The sequence below is a fragment of the Glutamicibacter sp. MCAF14 genome (assembly GCF_052114325.1).
Classification (GTDB): Bacteria; Actinomycetota; Actinomycetes; order Actinomycetales; family Micrococcaceae; genus Glutamicibacter; species Glutamicibacter arilaitensis.
On record NZ_JBFREO010000003.1, the window covers coordinates 113,725 to 135,578 of the forward strand.

At 58.8% G+C, this 21,854-nt stretch carries 23 protein-coding genes; 8 read left to right on the top strand and 15 right to left on the bottom strand.

What is annotated here, in order from left to right; translation table 11 throughout:
• Positions 1 to 20 precede the first annotated feature (20 nt).
• Positions 21 to 419, bottom strand: a complete 399-nt coding sequence (locus AB4Y71_RS05930) for a DUF4282 domain-containing protein (protein ID WP_102598039.1) — start codon at positions 417 to 419, stop codon at positions 21 to 23.
• Positions 420 to 599: 180 nt separating this feature from the next.
• On the opposite strand from AB4Y71_RS05930, the gene AB4Y71_RS05935 reads away from it, so the two are divergent.
• Entirely contained in the window at positions 600 to 1,616 is a 1,017-nt protein-coding gene (locus tag AB4Y71_RS05935; RefSeq protein WP_441718694.1) for a S66 family peptidase, read from the top strand.
• A gap of 92 nt (positions 1,617 to 1,708) precedes the next feature.
• Here AB4Y71_RS05935 and AB4Y71_RS05940 read toward each other — a convergent pair whose 3' ends face one another.
• Positions 1,709 to 2,806, bottom strand: a complete 1,098-nt coding sequence (locus AB4Y71_RS05940) for a pyridoxal-phosphate-dependent aminotransferase family protein (RefSeq protein WP_441718696.1) — start codon at positions 2,804 to 2,806, stop codon at positions 1,709 to 1,711.
• A gap of 408 nt (positions 2,807 to 3,214) precedes the next feature.
• Here AB4Y71_RS05940 and AB4Y71_RS05945 point away from each other — a divergent pair, with 408 nt between their 5' ends.
• Together AB4Y71_RS05945 and AB4Y71_RS05950 are read left to right on the top strand one after the other, a co-directional pair.
• Positions 3,215 to 4,381, top strand: coding sequence for an MFS transporter (locus AB4Y71_RS05945; RefSeq protein ID WP_441718699.1), 1,167 nt, complete (start codon positions 3,215 to 3,217; stop codon positions 4,379 to 4,381).
• Positions 4,382 to 4,486: 105 nt separating this feature from the next.
• Positions 4,487 to 5,215, top strand: coding sequence for a type 1 glutamine amidotransferase domain-containing protein (locus tag AB4Y71_RS05950; protein ID WP_193058422.1), 729 nt, complete (start codon positions 4,487 to 4,489; stop codon positions 5,213 to 5,215).
• Between the two features lie 803 nt (positions 5,216 to 6,018).
• Here AB4Y71_RS05950 and AB4Y71_RS05955 read toward each other — a convergent pair.
• The 8 genes from AB4Y71_RS05955 to truB all read right to left on the bottom strand — a co-directional run bounded on the left by AB4Y71_RS05955 (position 6,019) and on the right by truB (position 11,156).
• Positions 6,019 to 6,576 (bottom strand): hypothetical protein, encoded by a 558-nt coding sequence (locus AB4Y71_RS05955; protein ID WP_441718701.1) that lies wholly within the window; start codon positions 6,574 to 6,576, stop codon positions 6,019 to 6,021.
• A 73-nt stretch (positions 6,577 to 6,649) separates the two neighbouring features.
• Entirely contained in the window at positions 6,650 to 6,997 is a 348-nt protein-coding gene (locus AB4Y71_RS05960; RefSeq protein WP_441718703.1) for a hypothetical protein, read from the bottom strand.
• Positions 6,998 to 7,190: 193 nt separating this feature from the next.
• Positions 7,191 to 7,460 carry a 30S ribosomal protein S15 gene (gene rpsO, locus AB4Y71_RS05965; RefSeq protein ID WP_013348393.1) on the bottom strand — a complete coding sequence of 90 codons (270 nt, stop codon included), beginning with the start codon at positions 7,458 to 7,460 and terminating at the stop codon, positions 7,191 to 7,193.
• A gap of 107 nt (positions 7,461 to 7,567) precedes the next feature.
• Complete coding sequence (locus AB4Y71_RS05970; protein ID WP_441718706.1) at positions 7,568 to 8,353, bottom strand: class I SAM-dependent methyltransferase; 786 nt, start codon at positions 8,351 to 8,353, stop codon at positions 7,568 to 7,570.
• 4 nt (positions 8,354 to 8,357) lie between these two features.
• The gene (locus AB4Y71_RS05975) at positions 8,358 to 9,311 is read right to left on the bottom strand and encodes a bifunctional riboflavin kinase/FAD synthetase (protein WP_013348391.1); all 954 of its coding nucleotides are present in this window, start codon (positions 9,309 to 9,311) and stop codon (positions 8,358 to 8,360) included.
• 63 nt (positions 9,312 to 9,374) lie between these two features.
• On the bottom strand, positions 9,375 to 9,842 hold the full coding sequence (locus AB4Y71_RS05980; protein ID WP_013348390.1) for a hypothetical protein: 468 nt from the start codon (positions 9,840 to 9,842) through the stop codon (positions 9,375 to 9,377).
• Positions 9,843 to 9,852: 10 nt separating this feature from the next.
• Complete coding sequence (locus AB4Y71_RS05985; RefSeq protein ID WP_441718709.1) at positions 9,853 to 10,215, bottom strand: hypothetical protein; 363 nt, start codon at positions 10,213 to 10,215, stop codon at positions 9,853 to 9,855.
• 17 nt (positions 10,216 to 10,232) lie between these two features.
• Positions 10,233 to 11,156, bottom strand: coding sequence for a tRNA pseudouridine(55) synthase TruB (truB, locus tag AB4Y71_RS05990; protein ID WP_441718712.1), 924 nt, complete (start codon positions 11,154 to 11,156; stop codon positions 10,233 to 10,235).
• A gap of 313 nt (positions 11,157 to 11,469) precedes the next feature.
• Between truB and AB4Y71_RS05995 the strand changes: the two genes are divergently transcribed.
• The 4 genes from AB4Y71_RS05995 (at position 11,470) to AB4Y71_RS06010 (ending at position 15,387) form a co-directional block, all read left to right on the top strand.
• Positions 11,470 to 12,132 carry a fasciclin domain-containing protein gene (locus AB4Y71_RS05995; protein ID WP_441718715.1) on the top strand — a complete coding sequence of 221 codons (663 nt, stop codon included), beginning with the start codon at positions 11,470 to 11,472 and terminating at the stop codon, positions 12,130 to 12,132.
• Positions 12,133 to 12,325: 193 nt separating this feature from the next.
• Positions 12,326 to 12,883: an ECF RNA polymerase sigma factor SigK gene (gene sigK / locus AB4Y71_RS06000; protein WP_441719209.1), complete on the top strand. Its 558-nt coding sequence runs from the start codon at positions 12,326 to 12,328 to the stop codon at positions 12,881 to 12,883.
• Complete coding sequence (locus AB4Y71_RS06005) at positions 12,883 to 13,704, top strand: anti-sigma factor (RefSeq protein WP_441718718.1); 822 nt, start codon at positions 12,883 to 12,885, stop codon at positions 13,702 to 13,704. The genes sigK and AB4Y71_RS06005 overlap by 1 nt, the downstream gene beginning before the upstream one ends.
• 198 nt (positions 13,705 to 13,902) lie before the next feature.
• Positions 13,903 to 15,387, top strand: a complete 1,485-nt coding sequence (locus tag AB4Y71_RS06010) for a molybdopterin-dependent oxidoreductase (RefSeq protein ID WP_441719212.1) — start codon at positions 13,903 to 13,905, stop codon at positions 15,385 to 15,387.
• Between the two features lie 32 nt (positions 15,388 to 15,419).
• Here the strand turns inward: AB4Y71_RS06010 and AB4Y71_RS06015 are convergent, their stop codons facing one another.
• Entirely contained in the window at positions 15,420 to 15,977 is a 558-nt protein-coding gene (locus AB4Y71_RS06015) for a maleylpyruvate isomerase family mycothiol-dependent enzyme (protein WP_441719214.1), read from the bottom strand.
• A gap of 161 nt (positions 15,978 to 16,138) precedes the next feature.
• On the opposite strand from AB4Y71_RS06015, the gene AB4Y71_RS06020 reads away from it, so the two are divergent.
• Entirely contained in the window at positions 16,139 to 16,594 is a 456-nt protein-coding gene (locus tag AB4Y71_RS06020) for a MarR family winged helix-turn-helix transcriptional regulator (RefSeq protein WP_013348383.1), read from the top strand.
• Between the two features lie 523 nt (positions 16,595 to 17,117).
• Here AB4Y71_RS06020 and AB4Y71_RS06025 read toward each other — a convergent pair.
• From AB4Y71_RS06025 to AB4Y71_RS06040, 4 genes are all read right to left on the bottom strand, one after another.
• Positions 17,118 to 17,585, bottom strand: a complete 468-nt coding sequence (locus AB4Y71_RS06025; protein WP_013348382.1) for a YdeI/OmpD-associated family protein — start codon at positions 17,583 to 17,585, stop codon at positions 17,118 to 17,120.
• A 189-nt stretch (positions 17,586 to 17,774) separates the two neighbouring features.
• Positions 17,775 to 18,209 (bottom strand): 30S ribosome-binding factor RbfA, encoded by a 435-nt coding sequence (gene rbfA, locus AB4Y71_RS06030; protein ID WP_013348381.1) that lies wholly within the window; start codon positions 18,207 to 18,209, stop codon positions 17,775 to 17,777.
• A gap of 101 nt (positions 18,210 to 18,310) precedes the next feature.
• Positions 18,311 to 21,265 carry a translation initiation factor IF-2 gene (gene infB / locus AB4Y71_RS06035; protein WP_441718721.1) on the bottom strand — a complete coding sequence of 985 codons (2,955 nt, stop codon included), beginning with the start codon at positions 21,263 to 21,265 and terminating at the stop codon, positions 18,311 to 18,313.
• 176 nt (positions 21,266 to 21,441) lie between these two features.
• Positions 21,442 to 21,762: a YlxR family protein gene (locus AB4Y71_RS06040; RefSeq protein WP_013348379.1), complete on the bottom strand. Its 321-nt coding sequence runs from the start codon at positions 21,760 to 21,762 to the stop codon at positions 21,442 to 21,444.
• Between the last annotated feature and the right edge of the window lie 92 nt (positions 21,763 to 21,854).

Below are 21,854 nucleotides of genomic sequence, written 5' to 3' on the forward strand. Positions count from 1 at the left end.
CGGGCCAGTCTTTGTTGGGATTACTTCTGGTATGGATTAGCCGGTGGCGTGTTGCCGCCATTGGCGGTTGGATCCTGAGGCTGCTGTGGAGCTGGAGGATTACCTGGGAATGGGCGCGGGCCGCCGTCTGCTGGCGGGGTGCCACCAGCCAAGCGAACAAGCTCAGCGGTGTTCTCCGCGGTACGAATCTGCGCAATCAAGGACTCGAGTCCTGCACGAACCATCACCAAGTAGATCAGGACGAACAGCGGTCCCACGATTAAGAACATCAAGAAGCCGAGCAAGGCATCAGCTTGGAAGGACGTAACGACAAGTCCAATGTATCCGATGGCCAGCAAGATCATGACCAGGATGTAAACGATCTTGATGATCGACGGAGTAATGAAGCGCTTGAATTCCAAGTCGAAGAGAGACTTCACTTGATTTCCAACTTTCCTTAGAGAAATAGATCTATCCCGCCCCACGTTAGCGAATTCTTCACAGATCTCCCAGTCCTTGACGCGGAATACTATTAATCTTTGCGAAAAGTTCTTCAGTTCAGCGCCTATTAATTTGCACTTACCATTTTCATGAACCATGTCAACGCCTAAACTAAATGCATGCAAACTCAAGTGGCACCGTCGATAGTTCCTGCTCGACTGCGCACCGGAGACACCCTCCGGGCCATCGCACCATCTTGCTCCCGCACGTTTGTGCTGGAGTTCGACAACAGGAAGTGGATCAATGAACGCTTCGCTGCCATGGGAGTCAAGCAGGAATTCGGCAAGCACGTTGATGAGAATGATAGTTTCGACAGCTCGCCAATCTCTTCTCGCATAGCCGACATGCACGCGGCCTTTGCCGATCCATCGGTGGCTGGAATCATCTCGGTGATTGGAGGCTTCAATTCAAACGAACTGCTCCCCCACCTCGACTGGGAGCTGATCGCAGCGAACCCCAAGGTCTTCTGCGGATATTCCGATTTCACCGCTCTAGCTAATGCGGTGCACGCCAAAACTGGATTGGTCACCTACGTCGGTGCGCATTGGTCATCTTTTGGCATGCGCGATCATTTTGAACCAACTGGACAATGGTTCCAAACCGCAACCCACGAGCATTCATGGTCAATTGAGCACACTAGCGAGTTCACCGATGACTTGTGGTTCATGGATCAAGACCACAGGACTGTACACACGACCGAAGGTCCATGGGTCCTCACCCCGGGAACGGCAACCGGCAAGGTCATTGGCGGAAACCTGGGAACCCTCCATCTGCTGCAGGGCACCGAATTCATGCCGTCCTTGGACGGAACGATACTGTTCATCGAAGAAGATAGCTCAGAAGACATCCACGAAGTCGCTCGGAAGCTTGCTTCCATTCTGCAATCGCCTGCTGGCGCCCTCATCACCGGGCTGGCAATTGGACGTTTCCAGTTGGAATCCGGCATTACCCGCAGTCTTTTGGAGCAAGTTATCGCTAAGCACCCGATTCTGCAGCGCATCCCGGTCGTGGCCAACCTCGATTTCGGGCACACCTCGCCCATGTTCACATTGCCAATCGGCGGATACGCCGCACTGTCATCCAATAATGGTTCAGTGCAGTTGCGTTTTGCCCATGAGCAGGAGCAGTTGGGCTGAGCTGACCACAAAAAACACGAGGCGGGGCCAACCAGGAATTCCTGGTCGGTCCCGCCTCGATTCATGTCAAAGGATCGCAGGCCCTAAAACGCTCAGGCCTTGTCGATCGCTTCCTTAAGCGCAGTCAGCAACAGTGCTACCGATCCCGGATTCGCATTAGGCCCCATCATGCCGATGCGCCATACGGTGCTGGCATACTTGCCGACGCCACCTCCAATTTCAATGTTGAAGCGATCCAGCAGGTACCCACGGACCTTTGCCGAGTCAACACCTTCAGGAACGTTGACCGTAGTCAGCTGCGGCAGACGGAAGCCTTCCTGGGCGAAAAGCTCCAGCCCCATTTCCTGCAGGCCCTCCTGCAGCAAGGTGCCAGCTTCCTGGTGGCGTGTGGTCACAGCATCCAGGCCTTCAGCCAAGATACGGTCAATACCGGCTTCCAGCGAAGCCACCATCGATACCGGCGCGGTGTGGTGGTAGGTGCGCTGGCCTCCGGTAGCACCGGTGGCATAGCCGCCGAGCAGCCCTAGATCCAAGTACCAGGACTGCGGCTTTTCGACACGGCGCTCGAAAGCCCGATCCGAAATGGTGAACGGTGCCAGACCAGGGGCAACGCCAATGCACTTCTGCGTGCCGGCATAGCCAATGTCAATACCCCATTCATCGGCCAGCACTGGCATGCCGCCGATGGAGGTCACTGCATCGGTAATCAGCAAGGCATCGCCCTTGATTGCACCCAGCGCGGCAATGTCTGAAACCACACCGGTGCTGGTTTCTGCGTGGACGCCGGCGATGACAGCTGGGTTCGGGTGCGCTTCGGCAACGCGCTGGGCATCAATCGGGGTGCCGTACTCATGGTCTACACGGACCACTTCGGCTCCGACGCGGGATGCAACTTCGCACATGCGCTCGCCGAACAGGCCGTTGATCGCAATGACAGCGACATCGCCAGGGTTGATGGTGTTGACGAAAGCCGCCTCCATGCCGGCCGAGCCGGTGGCACTCAACGGCAAGGTACGCGAGTTCTCGGTGCCCCAGAGAGTGCGCAAGCCATTGGCGACGCGATCCATGCGTGCAATGAATTCCGGATCCAGGTGTCCCAGCAATGGCAGGCCGAGAGCCGCCGTTGCTTCTGGATAGGGATTGCATGGACCTGGTCCGAACAGGTGGCGCTGAAGAACAGTCTTGCTCATGACGACTCTCTTTCATCTCAATGGGATGTTCCAACTAGACCTCAGCATATCCTCTCAATAGGAGGAAAACGAAAGATTAGTTCCGCATGACAGAATTTTTCATCGCGACGTCAGGGGAATTTCACTTCCGGATTCGCTTACACTTTTCATTCCTAGGAGCTGGCTGAAATTGAAACTTTCGCTTGTCTGATCTTTCACCGCAGCGCTTCTCACTGTGCCTTCCCTGCTGGCATTCCTGTTTCGAGATAACTTCCAAAAAATGTCGATGCAAGTCACGGATCTTCCACCAAGGCTAAACAGCTGTTAAGTTCTATTCGTGACTGACATTTCTTCATCACCGACAACACCACAGACCTTGTCCTGTACCCGGGACGGCGCCTCGCTCGGTGAGTCAGGACGACATTTCATATGAGCACTCCCGCGTTGAAGAAAACCACGGTCGCTCCCCTATATGCAGCCGGCTTCACCACGGCTTTCGGCGCCCATAGCATCGCGGCAGGCCTCGGTTCCGAATTCGGTTCTCTGGGCACCAGTTTGCTCACCTTGGGAATTTTGCTGGCCGTATATGATCTCGCCGAAGTCATCCTCAAACCGATCTTCGGTACGCTCAGCGACCAGATCGGCTCCAAACCAGTCATCATCGGTGGGCTGATCGTCTTCACCCTGATGTCGTCCATCGGTATCTTCGCGCAGACGCCACTGGCTTTGGGGCTGGTAAGACTCGGGCAAGGAGCCGCGGCCTCGGCCTTCTCACCAGCCGCGTCGGCCGCTGTTGCACGAATGTCGGGAAAGAACACCGGTCGTTACTTCGGACGCTACGGGGCTTGGAAAACCCTGGGATACGTCACTGGCCCGCTGCTTGGCGCACTGCTAATCCACTTCGGCGGTTTCCCTGCCCTGTTCGCGGCCATGGCCGTAATCTCTCTTGTTGCCTCACTGTGGGTATGGCGCAGCATGCCGGCGCTCCCGGTTCTTCCCAAGACCCGCTACACCATCAAGGATCTTGCCCGCCAAACGATGGAACCGGGTTTTCTCATGCCCACCCTCGTCCTTGCAGCGGCCACCGGCGCGCTGGGAACAGCTGTCGGATTCCTGCCCTTGCTGGGCACCGAGTTGGGTCTGGACAATGGGCTGAGCATGGGCATCGTTTCGGTCTTGGCATTGAGCTCCGCAGCGATCCAGCCTTGGGCTGGAAAGCTGAAGGATGAGGCCCTGATTTCCTCACATGCCGGCATGGTCGGCGGGCTGTTGCTCATCGCTGCGGGCTTGTCTGTTGCCGCTGCGTGGCCAAGCACGTCGGCGCTCTTTGCCTGCGCGGTTTTAGCGGGCCTCGGCATCGGTATCGCCACCCCTCTGGGCTTCGCGCATCTAGCCGCGTCAACGGCCCCGGAACGCATGGGACGCACCATGGGATCTGCCGAGCTGGGCCGCGAAATGGGCGATGCCGGTGGTCCGTTGCTGGTCGGATCCATTGCTGCTGCGGCCAGTCTCGCGACGGGGCTTTGGGTTCTTTCCGTACTCGTTGTGGTGATTGCCGCTTTGGCCTTTGTGTTTCTGCGCCGACGCCGAACTTAGCACGCGCTGGAACTTCGATAAGGAATTCTGGGAACTGGCGTGCAACCCTTGCGACGGCCCGCCCTTTGTACAAGGGTGGAGGTACGAATGCGAAAGGAGCACGCCTTGAAGAAAATCCTCATGGTCCTGACCAGCGTTTCCGAAATCGGTGAGGACAAGGAGCCCACCGGATACAACGTCGCAGAAGCCGCCCATCCTTGGAAGGTGTTCCGGGATTCCGGTCACTTCGTCGACTTCGCATCAATCAAGGGTGGACAGCCGCCACGCGACACCGTGGATCAGGATGACCCGATCCAGGTGCAATTCACCCAAGACGAAACGACCCGAGCCGGCCTGTACAACACCGCCCGGGTGGGAGTCGTCGATCCCGAACAGTATGACGCGGTGTATCTCGTTGGAGGCCACGGCACCATGTGGGACTTCCCGGACAATGAAGGACTGCAAAAGCTGGTCGGCGCCATCTACAACAAGGGCGGCGTTGTCGGTGCGGTCTGCCACGGCCCGGCCGGTCTGCTTGATGTCGAACTGCATCATGGTTTGAAGCTCTTGAGTGGCAAAACCGTTGCGGCATTCACCAACGATGAAGAGGTCGCCGTAGGCAAGGACAAGATCATTCCGTTCTTCTTGGCCGACAAGCTCACCGAGCAAGGCGCCACGCATATTGCCGCCGATAACTTCGAAGAGAATGTCCAAGTCTCCGAACGCCTGGTCACCGGACAGAACCCGGCCTCCGCGGCCGGTGTCGCCAAGGAAATGGAAAAGCTCTTGGCCGAAGTGATCCACCAAGAGAAGGCCGCTGAAGCCGAAGCAGCCGCTCAAGACGAAGCCGAATAAGCAAAAATGTAATGCAGCCTGAAGATTCATAAAGAACTCTTGGATCCGCGTAATTTCGCGGATCCAAGAGTTTTTAACTTCCACTGGCCTTGATATGACGCATCCCGTAGCTGAAGCAATACTGACCGGGCGCATCAAGGTACAAGCAGATTTGAGCCCAGCCATCTGGAAGGCTGAACCGGGAGGTATAGAAGCGGGCTACCGCTGAACGAAGACCTGCAGTCCGCTTCCTCGTGTGAACCCCAGTTTTTCGTATCGCATCGCCATGGTTTCATCCGCAGCTATGGCTGCCACCACGGACTTAGACGGCAAGACCGAAATGGCTGAGCGAAGATCGGCTAACACTCCGGAGGTTGAACCTGGTATTTGAGCAAGCGAAGAGAGAATGTAGAGCTCCCCTACAGGTAGACCACGGATGTCCAGAGCTACTTCTCCTTGACGCGCCATGGTTGCCATGCCTGCAGCCAACCAGATCATCAGCAAAGCGCTGATGCCGAATCCTGCTATTTGCACCCAGGCACTTCCAACCTGCAGGAAACGAACGGCTAGAGCCAGCAAAGCTGGAACGCATAATGCTACGAGGAACAAGCACAATCGGAGCAGAGCCGGCACCGGTCTGTTGCGCAGCAGCACGAAAACGCCCAACCTGTTACTGGTCAGGTGTATATGACGGCTCCCGGCGGACACGAGCGAAAGCAGCTGCGCAAGGAAAATAAATGCGGCACTAGCTGTGCCCTTACCGAAGGCAAGACTGGTGATGCGAGCAGCTTGGCAGGTGTCTCGTATGAGCCCGATAATGCTCGTCAATCGATTGGGTCTGGTTCGCAACCTGGCCGTCCATGCAACGCAAAAGCCTTCTCATACAGAGTAGCGCTCTCATCTGGTCCGCCTGGATCTCGCGGAACAACACCGGTAGCGGCCCAGAGAGTTTCACGAAGCCACTGGGCGAATCCCACAACACGGAAGTTTCCTACTGCCTGTGGGTCTCCTTCAGCCTCCTCCAGCAAGACAATTGCTCGTCTCATGCCGCTGAGCTCATCCTGAATCGTGTTCCACAGCTCCTCGTCCTTAGTGAACACAACGTCGTAGATGTCTTCATCTTCTTCGGGAGGCCATTCCATCATTTCGCGTTCAATAGGCAAGGACCGGGAAGCGAGGAGCTCTGGGTCGGAAATGTCGTAAGCTGCAACTACGTACGTTGGGTCCACGTATTCATCGATGAGACCGTCCGCAAATCTGGCGAAATCAAATGTCTTGCCACCCAACGAAGCGAGAAGTGCTGCAGCTTCTGACACGCGTGGAGCAGCACAAACCCCGTAGTGCGCACGAGCGGCTTGCAGGAGTTCTTGGTAGTCAGTCATAGTTTCATAATTGAAACACGATTAGTGCCGCCAACAGTAGCTGGCGACACCAGTGCTTCGTGCAGGTTATTTCTTAGGTCGAGATTCCGTAGAAGAGATGAACGCTAGTATTCCGCTTGTTCGGGTGGTAGCGCCACCTGCACCCCTTCTTGCCGCGGGTGACATCCTTGATTTTGGTCAGGCCCTTGGCGCTGATGAAGATCATATTGCCCTTGCACGTTGCCAGGTAGCAGTCGCGCTTCTTCGGCTTGCTCTTCTTGCTGTTCTCCTTGATGGTCTTGGAGATAGCCCTACCGGCTACGAGAACTAGGGCTCCTCCGAGAACTAGTGCTCCTCCGATAACAAAGGCAGCACCGACCAGCCAGGTAATAAATTGCGGTGTTAACCTTTCGAGTAGCTTCAGGGCCCTTTCGGAAGCCAACTCCGTCTTTTTCCTGCCGGCAATGCCGTATCTGGAGTGCAGAGATCTATGCGAATGCTGTTTTGGAGATCATTATTCGAGATTCGTGCCGACGACTCAGAAGCCGATGACGCGGTCCCACGGCCTGGAGGTTAAGAAAAATCCCCGTCTCCTGAAGCGGAGACGGGGATTTTTCTTGCTCTGAAGCAGAGGACTACTTGCGCAGGCCCAGACGCTCGATCAGCGAACGGTAACGCTCGATGTCGGTGTTCTTCAGGTAGCCGAGCATACGACGACGACGACCAACCAGAGCCATCAGGCCACGGCGGGTGTGGTGATCATGCTTGTGCATCTTCAGGTGCTCGGTCAGGTCCGAAATACGGCGGGACATGACGGCAATCTGAACCTCAGGCGAACCGGTGTCACCCTCGTGGGTAGCGTAAGCCTTGATGATTTCGTTCTTGATAGTGGCATCCAATGCCATAACAAACTCCTAGAGTTGGACCGCGTTCATAAGTCAGTGCGAACGCCAAAACGTTCGCGGTGGAAACTCGCAACCGCGGACTGCAGCGAGAACCATCGTCAATCATATCACCGACGTGTGCGCCGGCGGGACCTCCAGGCATGGGTGAGATACGGCACCTGCACCTTTTCACCTTGCTCATGTCCCAGATGCTCGTGCCAATACCAATCCAAATTTGCTTCCACTTTGGCGCGGGTAGCCTCCGACGACCTGCGATAGTAGCTGCGGGACTTGGTCAGTTCAATAATTTCTTGGAATTCCAGCGGCATGGACCAGTGCCAGATGCCATGTTCCGGTTTCTGGAACTGCGCACCCAGCGGTGGTTCCAGCTCTGGCCGGTGCACATCCCCTGCATGCATGATGCGAGCCAGACGGTGCACCCACGGAATGGAAACATCCAGCTGGTTCCACAACAGGGTCAGCCAGCCGCCATCGTGAAGCAAGCGGGCGGCCTCAGCGCTGGCTTTCGGGTGGTCCACCCAATGCCAAGCCTGCGCATAGGTCACCAGATCCGCGCTGTCGCTAGCCAGCCCGGTGTCCTCGCCCGGAGCACAAGTGACCTGGATTTGGGGCAGGCGCTGGGAAAGCACCGAGAGCATTTCTGCCGATGGATCTACAGCCCTGACCTCCAGCCCTGCGCTGACCAGTTGTTCGGTGAAAATCCCCGAACCGCAACCGATATCAATCGCCGTGGACGGCTGGTGCTGCAACGTGAAGTCCAAGGCTTCCTGCGGGTAGGAAGGCCGGATCTTGTCGTAGCTTTCGGCATCTGTTTGGAACGCAGAAGCTAGTTCAGTGCGACGCTGCGCGCCCACCACGAAAGCCCGCTGCGGCAACGAAGGTATTTCAGCCATGAATTCAGTGGCGTTCGGTAGCTAAGACCGCGCGTGCCTGGTCAACGTCCTCAGTCATCTGTTCAATCAAGGCTTCGATGCCCCGGTAAGCCACCATGGGACGCAAATGGGAAATGAACTCCACAACAATCTGCTGCCCGTATAGGTCGAAGTCTTCCACGCCTTCTTCCGGGCGATCAATCACATGGGCTTCAACCACACGCTTCACGCCTTCAAAGGTCGGGTTTGAGCCCACGGAAATTGCCGCTGGCCACCGCACTTCGGCCTCGTCGATGACCCAACCGGCGTACACGCCATCGGCAGGGATAATGCCTGTGGCTTCGGGATCAAGATTCGCGGTAGGGAATCCAAGCTCGCGACCCCGGGCATGCCCATGCACTACTTCCCCGCGCATGCGGTGCGGGCGGCCAAGGATTGCGGCGGCGGCTTCGACATTGCCGGCTGCCAGTTCTTCGCGAACCCAGGTCGAAGACAAGCGGCGCTTGTCCCCCACGTCTTCCACGCCAATTACGTCGAAACCGTATTTGGTTCCCAGCTCCTGCATGTAGCTGAAGTCCCCGGAATTGCCATGTCCAAAACGCACATCGTGTCCGACAACTACGGCTACGGCATTGAGCTTTTCCACAATGATCGAGCGCACGAAATCTTCAGCGCTTTGATCAGCGAATTCCAGCGTGTAGTGGATCATCAGCGTGGCATCCAAGCCAACGCTGGCCAAGGTATCCACGCGATCTGCGATGCCCATGATCAGCTCGGGAGCATCGTCGGGACGGTGCACTAAGGCCGGATGCGGGTCAAAAGTGATCGCCACCGATTGAGCAGAGCGTGCTTTGGCCTGCGTGACAGCTGCGTCCAGCACTTCGCAGTGCCCAAGGTGGACGCCATCAAAGTTGCCAATGGTCACGACAGTGGGAGCCATATCCGCGGGGACGGCATCCAAGCCCTTCCAATAGTGCACTTTGCTCCTTACACAAAACTCTTGTGGTGAATGAAAACCCACCGAAGTAATTCTTGCACGTCTTTAAGCGTGACGCTCACTACGGTTACGGTACAACCACCACAAACCAACAATCGGCAAGACTAGTGGGATGTATCCATAGCCCTCGCCAAAGCCGCTCCATACCGATGGATGCGCGAAAACTTCGGGATGGGTCAGCGACAAGATGCCCACCACGATAACGCCAACCAATTCAATGCCCACCGCGTACAGCGAGACCAGCCAGGCGCCACGCTTGGCTGAAGACAGTGAGAACGTGGCAACGATATAGATCAATCCGGAAATCAGGGACAAGCTGTAGGCTACCTGCGCCTCATCGAATTTGCTCATGATCTGGTACACCGCCCGCACGGTGGCGGCCAGCGCGAGGATGCCATAGACGGCAATGATCACTCGCCCCAGGCCAGTAGTCCGGCTCGGTTTCGGAGCTTTATCGGCGTTCCGATTCTGCGCGGCCTGCATGATCCGTGAGTTGCGTGGCTTCTCGCCCATCAAAGTACTCCTACTGCCAGATCTGTTCCATGCGGAACAGCATTACGAAGGTGACGGCGGCTGATGCGGCCAGCACAGAGTTGGACCAGCGGCTCTTCTCGCTGATAGCCCAGAAGAAGGCCACCGGCGGCATGACCAACGCCGTGATCAGATACCCCCAGAATTCCACCGGATCGCCCTGGACCTGATTACCGCCAATTTGGCGGATGGCAGCCGAGATCCCATAGATAACCAGGAAAAGCTCGGTGGCAGCCGCACCGATGAGCGCCCAGTCATCGGGGTGCTTTCGAATGGCGGTAGCGATAACCGCCACCACCAGTGCCAGCGCGCAGATCACCGCACCGGCGATGAAGAATCCATTCAAGGAAATCAAGCTAGGTCCTTTCAGGATTACTTGGCGGTGAAGACCAAGGCGGTGCGCGCTTTCTCGCCCTTGTCTTCCAACAGGGCAACCAGCACGCCGTTGGGAGCGAAAGCGGCAACGGTCTGGCCTTCAGCAACATCCATGCTCAGGTGCGAGGCAGGGATCGTACGACCGAAGGACAGCTCCACTGCTTCATCGACGCTGACCGTGCGGTTGGGGAACAGCGCAGCTGCGGCCTTTTCAATCGGGAGAATCTCGAATTTCCGAGCCAGCTGCTCCAAGGTACGGGTGAGTTCGATCTTGTACGGACCGACCTCGGTACGGCGCAGGGCGGTGAGGTGTCCGCCAACATTCAACGCCTCGCCCAGATCGCGGGCCAGTGCACGGATGTAGGTTCCCGACGTGCAGGAAACGGTGACATCCACGTCCAGGATCTTGCCGCCGTTTTCGCGGCGCACTTCATGGATCTCGAATCGCGAAATGGTTACCGGCCGGGCCTTGAGCTCCACTTGTTCGCCAGCGCGCACGCGGGCGTACGAGCGCTTGCCATCAACCTTGATCGCCGAGACCGAGCTGGGGATCTGCTCGATGTCGCCGCGCAGCTTTGCTACTTCGCGTTCGATGTCTTCGTCGCTGACCGCAGCAGCAATGCGCTCGGAAATGATCTCGCCTTCGGCATCATCGGTGACGGTGTTCTGTCCCAGACGGATGGTGGCGGTGTAGGTCTTGTCGTGTCCGACGATGTAGGTAAGGAGCCGGGTTGCCTTGTTTACGCCGATAACCAGCACGCCGGTGGCCATCGGGTCCAGGGTACCTGCGTGGCCCACTTTTCGGGTCCCGGCAAGCCTGCGGATGCGGCCCACCACATCGTGGGACGTCATTCCCTGGTCTTTGTCGACTAATACGAGGCCTGAGGCCTGCTCTTCAGTGTTCTGCCCGGCTTTACTCACGCCTTCCAGTATATGGGCTGTACCGGAAATTAGCCTGCCCGCTGGAACAAGCGTGGCAGATCCCACTCGCTGCCCATTCCCACCGGCCGGCAACGCTCCGGCCTTCGCCCAGAATGCGGGCTTCAAGTGCCCGAGACCCGGTTCGCCAGCAAGCAGTTCCTGCGGTTTTCTCGGGTTTTCGGCAGGAAGCAAAAATATTTTCAAAAGAATCCAATCCGTGGAGCATCCAGCCCCGAATGCTCATTGACAACCTGATCCGCACGGACAGGAAAAGGACCGACGACATCAGTCGCGGCGAAGCAAGGAGAAAATCATGAAGCGCACATACAGCAAAGTCGCTGGAGCATTCGGGCTCATCGCAGTCGCCGCCATGGGACTGAGCGCCTGCTCGACCGGTTCGGAAACCATGGAATCACCCACCGCCTCCGCATCGGAAAGCAGCTCGCCGATGGCAAGCAAATCTGCAATGGATCCGGCAAGCAATCTCGTGGGCAGCGGCTGCGCCGCCTACGCCGAAGCAGTGCCAACCGGTGAGGGTTCGGTAGCAGGCATGGCCAAGGATCCAGTGGCCGTTGCAGCTTCCAACAACCCGCTGCTCACCACGCTGACTTCCGCAGTTTCCGGAAAGCTGAACCCGGACGTTGACCTGGTCGACACCCTCAATGGCGACGAATTCACCGTCTTCGCTCCGGTTGATGACGCATTCGCCGCAATCCCGAAGGATGACCTGGCCGCTGTGGCCAAGGATGCGGACACCCTGAGCAGCATCCTGACCTACCATGTGATTCCCGGCCAGATCGCACCAGATGATCTTCCCGGAACCCATGCAACCGTCCAGGGCGAGGATGTAGAAGTCACCGGCAGCGGCGACGACCTCGAGGTCAATGGCGCTTCGGTCATCTGCGGTGGCGTGCAGACCGCCAACGCTACCGTGTACCTGGTGGACACCGTCCTGATGCCGCCAGCCAAGAAGTAGCATCAGCAGAATCGCAAGGCCGCCGGCATGAAGGTGATGCGTGGAGTCTAATCCAGGCATCACCTTCGCTGGTGCAATGAGTGATTGATTCCCGAGGCTGGACTTTTCGCGAAACGCCACGCCTGAGCAAACAACCCGATTGACACCGATGCGTGAGACTCTAGGATTCATGAGTTCAAATAGACTCGACGCCATGGAAGACGATTCCGTTCGAACACCAGACGCCCTGATGCAACAGGTCGCGTTGGGAGAAGAGTCTGCCTTCGAATTGCTCTACGATGCCATGGCTTCCCGAGTTTTCGGACTCGTGCTACGGGTGCTTCGCGACAGGGCACAGAGTGAAGAAGTCACCCAGGAAGTTTTCGTCGAAGCCTGGCAACAGGCCCGGCGATTTGATCCGGCAAGAGGCACCGCCGCTTCGTGGCTACTGACCATTGCCCACCGCCGGGCCGTGGACCGGGTGCGTTCGAGCCAAGCAAGCCAGGCACGGGATTTGCGCATTGGAATCAAGGACTTCGAAGACAGTTACGATGACGTGGAAGAAAACGCCATCCTGCAAGATGAAGCCCAGCGCGTCTCCCAAGCACTGCAACGGCTCACCGTACCGCAGCGCGAGGCCATACACCTGGCTTACTTTGGCGGATATACCCACCTGGAAGTCGCCGAGATGCTGAAAATACCGGTGGGAACCGCCAAAACGCGAATACGCGATGGAATGAGCAAACTTCGAGACCTGATGGGAGTGGCGTAATGGACAAGCATGAGAACGAGCGGACCGATACCTTCGCCCTGGATGCTTTGGGAGAACATGAACGCGAAGAGCTGAACCAGTATCCTGATTCCGCCCCGGCTCGCCACGAGCTCGATGCCCTGCAGGAAACTGCTGGGCTGCTAGGCCTTGATGCACAGCCGATCGCTCCTCCGGCACGGCTGAAGAGCAGCGTTATGGCCGCCATCCGCACCACCGAGCAGTTGCCTCCCGCTGAGGACCAGGAGCCTGCCACGGACAGCGCCCCCGTGAGCGCTCCAACTAGTGACGCTGAAATTGAATCCGGTTCCCCGGTGCAACCTCCGGCCCCGCAGGCAGGATCAGGACGCGGTACGCAACGCTTCTTCGCCTTGGCAGCAGGCGTGCTGCTGCTAGCAGCGGTGGCCTTGGGCGGATTAGCTATTAACCAAACCTCCCAGCAGCGCGAGCTTGAAAACAAGTTGGCTGCCATGGCCTCGCATCAAGAAGAGCTCACCAAGATCCTCAGCGCTCCCGATGCCAAGTCGAAAACCCAGACACTGGATGACGGGGCTCGCATCACATTGTCCTACTCCGCTGCTGAGGGCCTGATGGCAGTATCCACTTCTGGCATGCCCGAGCTGTCGAGCGACAAAGGCTACGAGCTGTGGCTGATTTCGTCCGATGGGGCGATTCCTGCGGGTATGCTCGCTGGTGGCGATGCCGACGGCATGATCATGCTTTCAGATCCCATGCAGGGAGTCACGCACTTCGGGATCACTGTCGAGCCGGCCACCGGCTCCCCTGCCCCGACAACAGATCCCATCATGGTCCAGTCGCTGTAAATCTGCACAATTTCTTGTAGCCCATTCCAATCCGCAGCGCTGCCTGTTCCGAAAACACTATGAGTGGTTGTTCCCCTGTATTCCGCAGGGGAACATGGATCGCAACGCATGAGGTGAGTGGCAGTGGGCATTTCCAAGAAACGCAACAGCAGAGTTCTCGTATTCCACGCGGTGGCTGGATTCTGTGCAGCGGCAGTCATGTTCGCTGTCGCCCAATTCGCCTCGGCATTTTTCAACAGCGCCTCATCACCATTTTTCGCCCTCGGCTCGGCCATCATCGATCTGACTCCTCCATGGCTCAAGGACTTCGCCATTGCAACTTTCGGCACCAACGACAAGCTGGCGCTGTTCATTTCCATAGGTGTGGTGGCAACGGTACTGTCCGTGTTGGTCGGGCTTCTGGCCAAGCGAAGTTTCGCATTGGCCTGCGCCGCCATTATCGGTCTAGCCGTGGTAATGGCAAGCGCTGTGGTCGCTCGTGCCTCCACCAGCCTGATCGATGTCCTGCCGACGGTGCTCGGCGCGGTTGCCGGCATGGGTGTTCTGCAGTGGCTCAACCGGATGGCCTCAGCCACTGCAGCACGTCCAGGCGAAGATGCCGGCAGCCACGGCCCTAGCCGCAGAACTTTCTTGCTCAGCTCAGCCTTGTCGCTGGCTGCCGCTGCCATTGCTACCGGCGTTTCGACATCCCTCTCCGCTTCGCGCAACATGGCCGATGCTGCACGAAAGGCATTACGCTTGCCTGCAGCCCGAACCAAGGCAAAGGCCCTGCCCGCTGGGGTTCAGATTGATGAGGCAAATATGCCCCGATTCGTGACTCCGAACCAGAATTTCTACCGAATCGATACCGCCCTTTCGGTACCGCAAATCGACCCGGCACAGTGGTCCTTGCGAATTCACGGCATGGTGGAGAACGAATTCACCATGAGCTTCGACGAACTGCTGAACCAAGAGCTGGTGGAAACCTATCTGACGCTGACTTGCGTCTCGAATCCTGTTGGCGGCGATCTAGTAGGCAATGCCAAGTGGCTGGGCTATCCGTTGCGCAAATTGCTTGAGCGTGCGGTGCCGCAGGACGGGGCTGACATGGTTCTCTCGACCTCGCATGACGGCTTCAGTGCTTCCACTCCGATCCAGGCCCTGACCGATGACCGGATGGCGCTGCTGGCCATCGGCATGAACGGCGAACCGTTGCCCTTTGAGCACGGGTTCCCGGTGCGCATGGTGGTTCCGGGCCTGTATGGCTATGTTTCGGCCACCAAATGGGTGGTGGATTTGGAAGTCACCCGATTCCAGGACAAGGCTGCCTACTGGACTACCCGTGGCTGGTCCGAGCGCGGTCCAATCAAGATGTCCTCCCGGATCGACACGCCCCGCCCGTTCGCCAAGGTCCCTGCCGGCGAGGTGGTGCTGGGCGGAACCGCGTGGGCGCAGACCCGGGGCATCTCGCGCGTTCAGGTGCAGATCGATGACTCTCCGTGGGAAGATGCCGAGCTGGCAGCCGAGGCCTCGGTGGATACCTGGCGGCAGTGGCGGTTCGCGTGGAAAGATGCTGCCCCCGGCATGCATTCAGCCACAGTGCGGGCCTATGACGCGCAAGGACAGCTGCAGACCAGCGAAAAAGCCAACCCGGTACCCAATGGCGCCAGCGGCTGGCAGCGTCTGCAGTTCACGGTGCAGTGAGCATACCGGCAACTCGTTCCACTGCCGTTGCGCTAGGCAGAATGCCGCTGGCGTTTAAGCCACATCTGCCGGGCCAGCTCCACGCCGGCTCCTTCCAGCTGGTCCCAGCGAGGTGCTCTTCCAGCGCGCAGCATGACCAGTTCAGCAATCGGCCCGGAGATTTCTTCACCGGTGCCCTGGCTGTATTGGACGTCAGTTGCGCTCATGCGCACCCTCTTGAGGATTGCTCGGCTGCCCAGCATTATTCCGGTGCGGGCAAGCCGGTGGGCCACTTCGGTGGCTGCCTCCGGTGGCATGCTGTGCTCGATTGACAGCGGACGCACGATGTCCTGGATATGCACCAGCGTATCGGTCAGGGTCTCCCGTGAACCCACCATGGCCGGCCCGCGCGCAATGCTTGCAAAGCGGTCGAACTGCTCAAGGATGGATGGCACACCTGCTTGTCCCCTGCGCTGCCCATCGCGCAAGGTCATTCCGTTGTATCCATGGCGCAGCAACGCTGGCATCAGTTTCAGCATGGCACCGCCGGTTAGCTGCGGGGAACTGATGACATGTGCCGCAATGTCTTGCACCGTCCACCCATCGCACAGCGATGGACTTCCCTATTGTTCCGGACCCAGCGTCCGCAGTATTTCTGCCAGCTGCAGGCGCTGCTCAATAATGGCCTCCCAGATCTGTTCTTCGTTCATCGCCCACACATCCTCCAAAGCAGTCAGTGACTCTGACTAAATAGTCAGGTATTCTGACTACTATGTCAATGGATCCCCCTCAACAACTTTCGGTCGGAACTTTGTTGTTCATTGCCCAGCGTGCTTTCGAAGAGGAAATCGCCACAGCCCTGCACGAACAAGGCTTCCAATTCACCTTGGCGCAGGGCCGACTGGCAGCGCGCATTGCCCAGCAGGGCAGCCGGCTCACGGAACTGGCAGACGCCGCTGGAATCACGAAGCAAAGCGCGGCCTATCTGCTCAAGGAGCTCGAAAGATCCGGCCTGGTGCTGCGGCAGCCGGACCCCAGCGATGCGCGCGCCCAACGCGTACTGCTGACTACTCGAGGACTGGCCGCCCAGCAGGCCGCTCGCGGTATTGAACAGGGCATCGAACGCCGCTGGGCGCAGTTGATCGGCGCCGCAAATTTCGCGCGGCTTAAAAGCGCCCTGGAAGACCTGCGTCCGCATCTGGATCGGCATCAGGGCGATTCAGACTAGGCATCTGCGTGTTCCACGGGATTAGCTCTGGTACCGCCTGCAGCTCACGATGCCACCGACGCTGACCCAACGCGACAGCGCTGTCTTCGTTCTCCCCTTGAGATAGTTCTGTCCGGTGAGTTTTGAGCAAAACTTAGTCCACAGAAAACTGATATCTCGCTAACGCCATGAGACAGCACGAACGCTCAACTGCTAAGTGAACCCAATTATGATCCTTCGGTTCGGTCGTATACCCGCACTTCGAACGGAACGTACCTCACTTCAATCAACGAGGGTCAGAGGTGGTCCTAGCCAGGCTGTTCCCCGATTACTGACCGTGGCAGGGCGCAGCAATGCCCCGCTAGGCGAACCTGGCAGGGCTTTGCTGTTGCCTATGCGGCGTCTTCCAAATCTGGTTGTGTAATTCAATATCCGGAAGCTTCTTCATTTTCAAAGCGGGCAGTTCAATCAGCCAGCTTCAAGTCGCATTCTCACCAGCGACAGAACCCATTATTGAGGGCAGCGGCTTCTTTACCGCTGCTTACTAATCTCGTGTATCTTCCCCTATATTCGTGCGAAGCGTCTTGATGACTTTCTCCACCCGGCGCGTTCTGGTGTCCTCGCCACGGGCCGAAATGATGGGATCCACATGGCCTCGCTGCTTGCTGTAGGACAGCTGGTTCCACGCATCGAGCAGTTCCGGCTCGGCGGCGAGCAGCACCGCTAGCGGTTCGGGCACTTCGACGGTGCGCGGCTCTTCGTCCAGTTCGAGTTTCACACTGATTTCATCGCCGGCGCCCTTGCCGGTGGCCGTCCGCGTCTCGGCGTTGAATGAAATCAGAAACTGCCCGTGCATGGAAGAAATGGTGTTGCGGTAGGTGTAGTCCCCGTCGATGCAGACCGTGACCGGCACGCGCTTGCCGCGGCCAAACCCGAACACGATGTCATCAGGAACGATGATGCCCACGTTGTTCCCGACAACAGCGCTGAGCGTGGTGGTGAATTCTGGCATTGACTGCACCTTTGATCGGATCCGATGGTTTCTGCTCACGCTATCCCACCGTGGACGCGGCGACCAGAGTACGGCAAGGATTAGCGCTTCGCTGTGAGGGGAACCGGGATTAATGTACAACGCCCCGGCCAGCACGCAGTGCGTGCTGGCCGGGGCGTAGTTCCAGGCAGAGGCCGGCTTCACAAGCCCTTAGGCTTCTTCGGCGTCCTCGTCCTTCTTGTACGGGTCCTGGTCACCGGCGAAGTCCTTGCCTTCGCGTAGGGCTGCAACCTCGGCGTCCTTCTCACGGGCCTTGGCCAGCAGTTCCTCCAGGTGCGATGCACCCTCTGGGATCTCATCGGCTACGAAAGCCAACGTCGGGGTCAGGCGGATGGTCAAGTTGCGGCCCAATTCCTTGCGCAGGGCACCGCCACGCTTTTCCAGCATGGTTGCGATGTCCTTCTTCATCTCGTCATCGCCAAAGACGGTGTAGTACACCGTAGCGTGCTGCAGGTCGTTGGTGACGCGGGCGTCGGTCACGGTGACGTTGTCGATGCGCTCGTCCTTGATGACGGTGCGCAACGACTGGGCCATGAGGACCTGTACGCGCTTAGCCAGGCGTGCGGCGCGGGCTGAATCAGCCATGGTTTTCTCCTAATGGTTCAAAATTCGTGGGCGCTTGACCAAAGCTTATCGGTCAAACGCCCACGAATCAGTGAGTCACACTGCTAATTGCTTGTCGGCAATTAGTCGCGTGGCTTTTCGCGCATCTCGAAGGTCTCGATGATGTCGCCTTCCTTGATGTCGTTGAACGACCCCAGGCCGATACCACATTCGAAGCCTTCGCGGACCTCGGTGACATCGTCCTTTTCGCGGCGTAGCGAGTCGATCGCCAGGTTGTCGCCCACGACGTTGCCGTCGCGTACCAGGCGAGCCTTGGTGTTGCGCTTGATGGTGCCCGAGCGGATGATCGAGCCGGCAATGTTGCCGAACTTCGACGAGCGGAAGACCATGCGGATCTCGGCGGTGCCGAGGGCCACTTCTTCGTACTCTGGCTTGAGCATGCCCTTGAGCGCATTCTCGATGTCGTCGATGGCGGAGTAGATGACCGAGTAGAAGCGCATGTCAACGCCTTCCTTATCGGCCAGTTCTGCCACACGCTCGGCTGGGCGGACGTTGAAGCCAATGATGATGGCGTTGTCCACGGTAGCCAAGTTGACGTCGTTCTGGGTGATCGCACCGACACCGCGGTGGATCACGCGCAGCTGCACGTCGTCGCCAACCTCGATCTTCATCAGCGAGTCTTCCAGTGCCTCGACAGCACCGGAAGCGTCACCCTTGAGGATCAGGTTCAGGGTATCGATCTTGCCGTCTGCAACTGCCTTATCGAAGTCTTCCAGCGTGATGCGCTTACGGCGCTTGGCCAGCATTGCATTGCGCTCTGCGGTTTCGCGCTTGTCAGCGATCTGACGAGCGGTGCGCTCGTCTTCGGTGATCAAGAAGCCGTCGCCTGCACGTGGGACCGAGGACATGCCCAGGACCTGTACCGGACGCGATGGCAGTGCCACGTCGAGGTTTTCGCCGTTCTCGTTGAACATTGCACGCACGCGGCCGTGGGCGGTGCCCACAACCATGGTGTCGCCAACGCAGAGGGTACCGGACTGGACCAGGACGGTAACAACCGAACCGCGGCCCTTATCCAGGTTCGCTTCAATGGCAACGCCGCGAGCGGACTTGTCTGGGTTGGCCTTCAGCTCCAGGACGTCGGAGGTCAGCAGGACAGCGTCCAGCAGCTCGTCGATACCCAGCTTCTGCAGTGCCGAAACCTTCACGAACATGGTGTCGCCACCGTATTCCTCGGGAACCAAGCCGTATTCGGTCAGCTGGCCCATGACCTTGTCAGGGTTGGCGCCTTCCTTATCGACCTTGTTCACTGCGACGATGATTGGCACGCCAGCAGCCTGAGCGTGGTTCAGTGCTTCCACGGTCTGTGGCATGACGCCATCATCGGCTGCAACAACCAGCACGGCCACGTCGGTGACCTCGGCACCACGGGCACGCATGGCGGTGAACGCCTCGTGGCCCGGGGTATCGATGAAGGTCATTGCGCGTTCGCGGCCTTCGTGCTCGTGGGTGATCTGGTAAGCACCGATGTGCTGGGTGATGCCGCCGTGCTCGCCCTCGATAACGTTCGACTTGCGGATAGCATCCAGCAGTCGGGTCTTACCGTGGTCAACGTGGCCCATGATGGTGATCACTGGGGCGCGCTCTTCAAGCACATCTTCGCCTTCAGCCTCAAGTTCGGCTTCCAGGTCCAGGCCGAAGCCTTCGAGCAGTTCCTTGTCTTCGTCCTCTGGGGAGACGACAAGTACCTTGTAGCCCAGCTCTTCGCCCAGGACCTCGAAGGTTGCCTCGTCAAGCGACTGGGTAGCGGTAGCCATTTCACCAAGGTGGAACAGTACGGTTACCAGTGCTGCCGGGTTGGCACCAATCTTGTCAGCGAAGTCGGTGATCGACGCGCCACGGCGCAGACGGATCTCGGTGTCACCGGTGCCGCGTGGAACATTCACGCCGCCCAATGACGGAGCACTCATCTGCTCCAATTCCTGGCGCTTTGCGCGCTTGGACTTGCGCTGCTTGCCGCGACCGGCGCCTCCCTTGCCGAAAGCACCGCCAACGCCACCGCGACCGCGTGGTGCACCTGGGCGGAAGCCGCCACCGGTACCGCCGCCGTTGCCGCCACCTGGGCGTCCACGGCCACCGGCACCTGCACCTGGACGTCCGCCACCTGCTGGCGCTGGACGATCGGTGCGGTTAGGCATCATGCGTGGGGTTGCAGTGGTTCCTGCACCGGCACCTGGGCGTGGACCGCCGGCACCAGCTGGACGTGGGCCGCCTGCGCCGGCTGGGCGTGGTGCGCCCTGGCCTGCTGGACGTGGGCCACCTGCACCTGCTGGGCGTGGACCGCGCTGGCCGTCACGTGGTGGGCGTGGACCGCCCTGGCCGTCACGTGCTGGACGTGGGCCGCCTGCGCCGGCTGGGCGTGGGCTGCGCTGGCCGTCGCGTGGTGGGCGAGGACCGCCCTGGCCACCTTCGCCGCGCATGCCCTGCTGCGATGAGAATGGGTTGTTGCCCGGGCGTGGACCGCCTGGACGTGGTGCGCCTGGACGTGGGGCACGACCGCCTTCGCGGTTGCCTCCGCCACGGCGTTCGCCGGACTCAGCGCCGCGCATGCCCTGCTGGGACGAGAACGGGCTGTTGCCTGGGCGTGGTGCACCTGGCTTTGGAGCTGGCTTGGCGCCTGGCTTCGGTGCTGGGGCTGCGCCCGGCAATGGTGCACCGGGGGTTGCCTTCGCGGTTGGAGCTGCTGGAGCAGCTGGCGCAGCTGGAGCTGGTGCTGCAGGGGCTGCTGGCGCGGCCGGAGCTGGCTTGGAGCCAGGCTTCGGAGCCGAGGCAGCTGGCTTGGAAGCAGGCTTTGGTGCTCCAGGGGTTGCTGGCTTGGCAGCGGCTGGCTTCGCAGCTGCTGGCTTAGCGGCGCCGTTGGAACCTGGGAATGCATCGCGCAGCTTGCGCGCTACTGGTGGTTCAACGGTCGAGGATGCCGAGCGAACGAATTCGCCCATGTCCTGCAGTTTGGTTAGTGCTTCTTTTGAAGTGATTCCGAGCTCTTTCGCGAGCTCGTGAACGCGGGGTTTAGCCACATCTCTCCTGTGTCGATGTGATCTGCTCAAACCCCGGTATCAAAAGATAAATCTTAGGATCAGCGGTCTGGCAGATCAGCTGTGTAATTCGTGAAATTCTTCCGTCGCACGGTGGATCACGCAGAACTGATTGTTCATCGTTGTGCGCTCAGCATTGCCGACTCATCGGGTTGCCATCAGATTTCTGACCCGCTTTCATCATGTTTGCCAGATAGCTGGTTTCCTGCCAGCTGATCTTCGTATGCAGTGAATTCCTGCAGTACCTGCGAATCGTCTACCGCGGACCTGAAAGCCCGCGCGAACGCTCGACGCTGCACTGCTTGCTGCACACACTTTTGTGTTCCATGGGTCCAAGTGCCCCGCCCGGAGGCGGAACCTTGTTGGTCCAGGCTCACCGCGCGCAGCGGTGCACCTTCTTTCAAGACCCAACGGATCAGCTCATTTTTACTGGTTACGGTTCGACAGCCAATGCACGTGCGTTGCTGATGCAGCTTCATGCGAGCGCCGTCCCCACCTTCCCAAGTTATTACGAGCCAACTACTAGTCTAGCGCGTTTGAACGCCATAGCACGCATGAGTTGTGGCTCACA

Excerpts from the sequence above, each read along its gene's own strand:
- AB4Y71_RS05935 (WP_441718694.1), top strand. The coding sequence starts at position 600 with ATGCAAACTCAAGTGGCACCGTCGATAGTTCCTGCTCGACTGCGCACC.
- AB4Y71_RS05940 (WP_441718696.1), bottom strand. The coding sequence starts at position 2,806 with ATGAGCAAGACTGTTCTTCAGCGCCACCTGTTCGGACCAGGTCCATGC.
- AB4Y71_RS05945 (WP_441718699.1), top strand. The coding sequence starts at position 3,215 with ATGAGCACTCCCGCGTTGAAGAAAACCACGGTCGCTCCCCTATATGCA.
- AB4Y71_RS05955 (WP_441718701.1), bottom strand. The coding sequence starts at position 6,576 with ATGACTGACTACCAAGAACTCCTGCAAGCCGCTCGTGCGCACTACGGG.
- rpsO (WP_013348393.1), bottom strand. The coding sequence starts at position 7,460 with ATGGCATTGGATGCCACTATCAAGAACGAAATCATCAAGGCTTACGCT.
- AB4Y71_RS05970 (WP_441718706.1), bottom strand. The coding sequence starts at position 8,353 with ATGGCTGAAATACCTTCGTTGCCGCAGCGGGCTTTCGTGGTGGGCGCG.
- AB4Y71_RS05980 (WP_013348390.1), bottom strand. The coding sequence starts at position 9,842 with ATGGGCGAGAAGCCACGCAACTCACGGATCATGCAGGCCGCGCAGAAT.
- AB4Y71_RS05995 (WP_441718715.1), top strand. The coding sequence starts at position 11,470 with ATGAAGCGCACATACAGCAAAGTCGCTGGAGCATTCGGGCTCATCGCA.
- sigK (WP_441719209.1), top strand. The coding sequence starts at position 12,326 with ATGGAAGACGATTCCGTTCGAACACCAGACGCCCTGATGCAACAGGTC.
- AB4Y71_RS06005 (WP_441718718.1), top strand. The coding sequence starts at position 12,883 with ATGGACAAGCATGAGAACGAGCGGACCGATACCTTCGCCCTGGATGCT.
- AB4Y71_RS06010 (WP_441719212.1), top strand. The coding sequence starts at position 13,903 with ATGTTCGCTGTCGCCCAATTCGCCTCGGCATTTTTCAACAGCGCCTCA.
- AB4Y71_RS06020 (WP_013348383.1), top strand. The coding sequence starts at position 16,139 with ATGTCAATGGATCCCCCTCAACAACTTTCGGTCGGAACTTTGTTGTTC.
- AB4Y71_RS06025 (WP_013348382.1), bottom strand. The coding sequence starts at position 17,585 with ATGCCAGAATTCACCACCACGCTCAGCGCTGTTGTCGGGAACAACGTG.
- rbfA (WP_013348381.1), bottom strand. The coding sequence starts at position 18,209 with ATGGCTGATTCAGCCCGCGCCGCACGCCTGGCTAAGCGCGTACAGGTC.
- AB4Y71_RS06040 (WP_013348379.1), bottom strand. The coding sequence starts at position 21,762 with ATGAAGCTGCATCAGCAACGCACGTGCATTGGCTGTCGAACCGTAACC.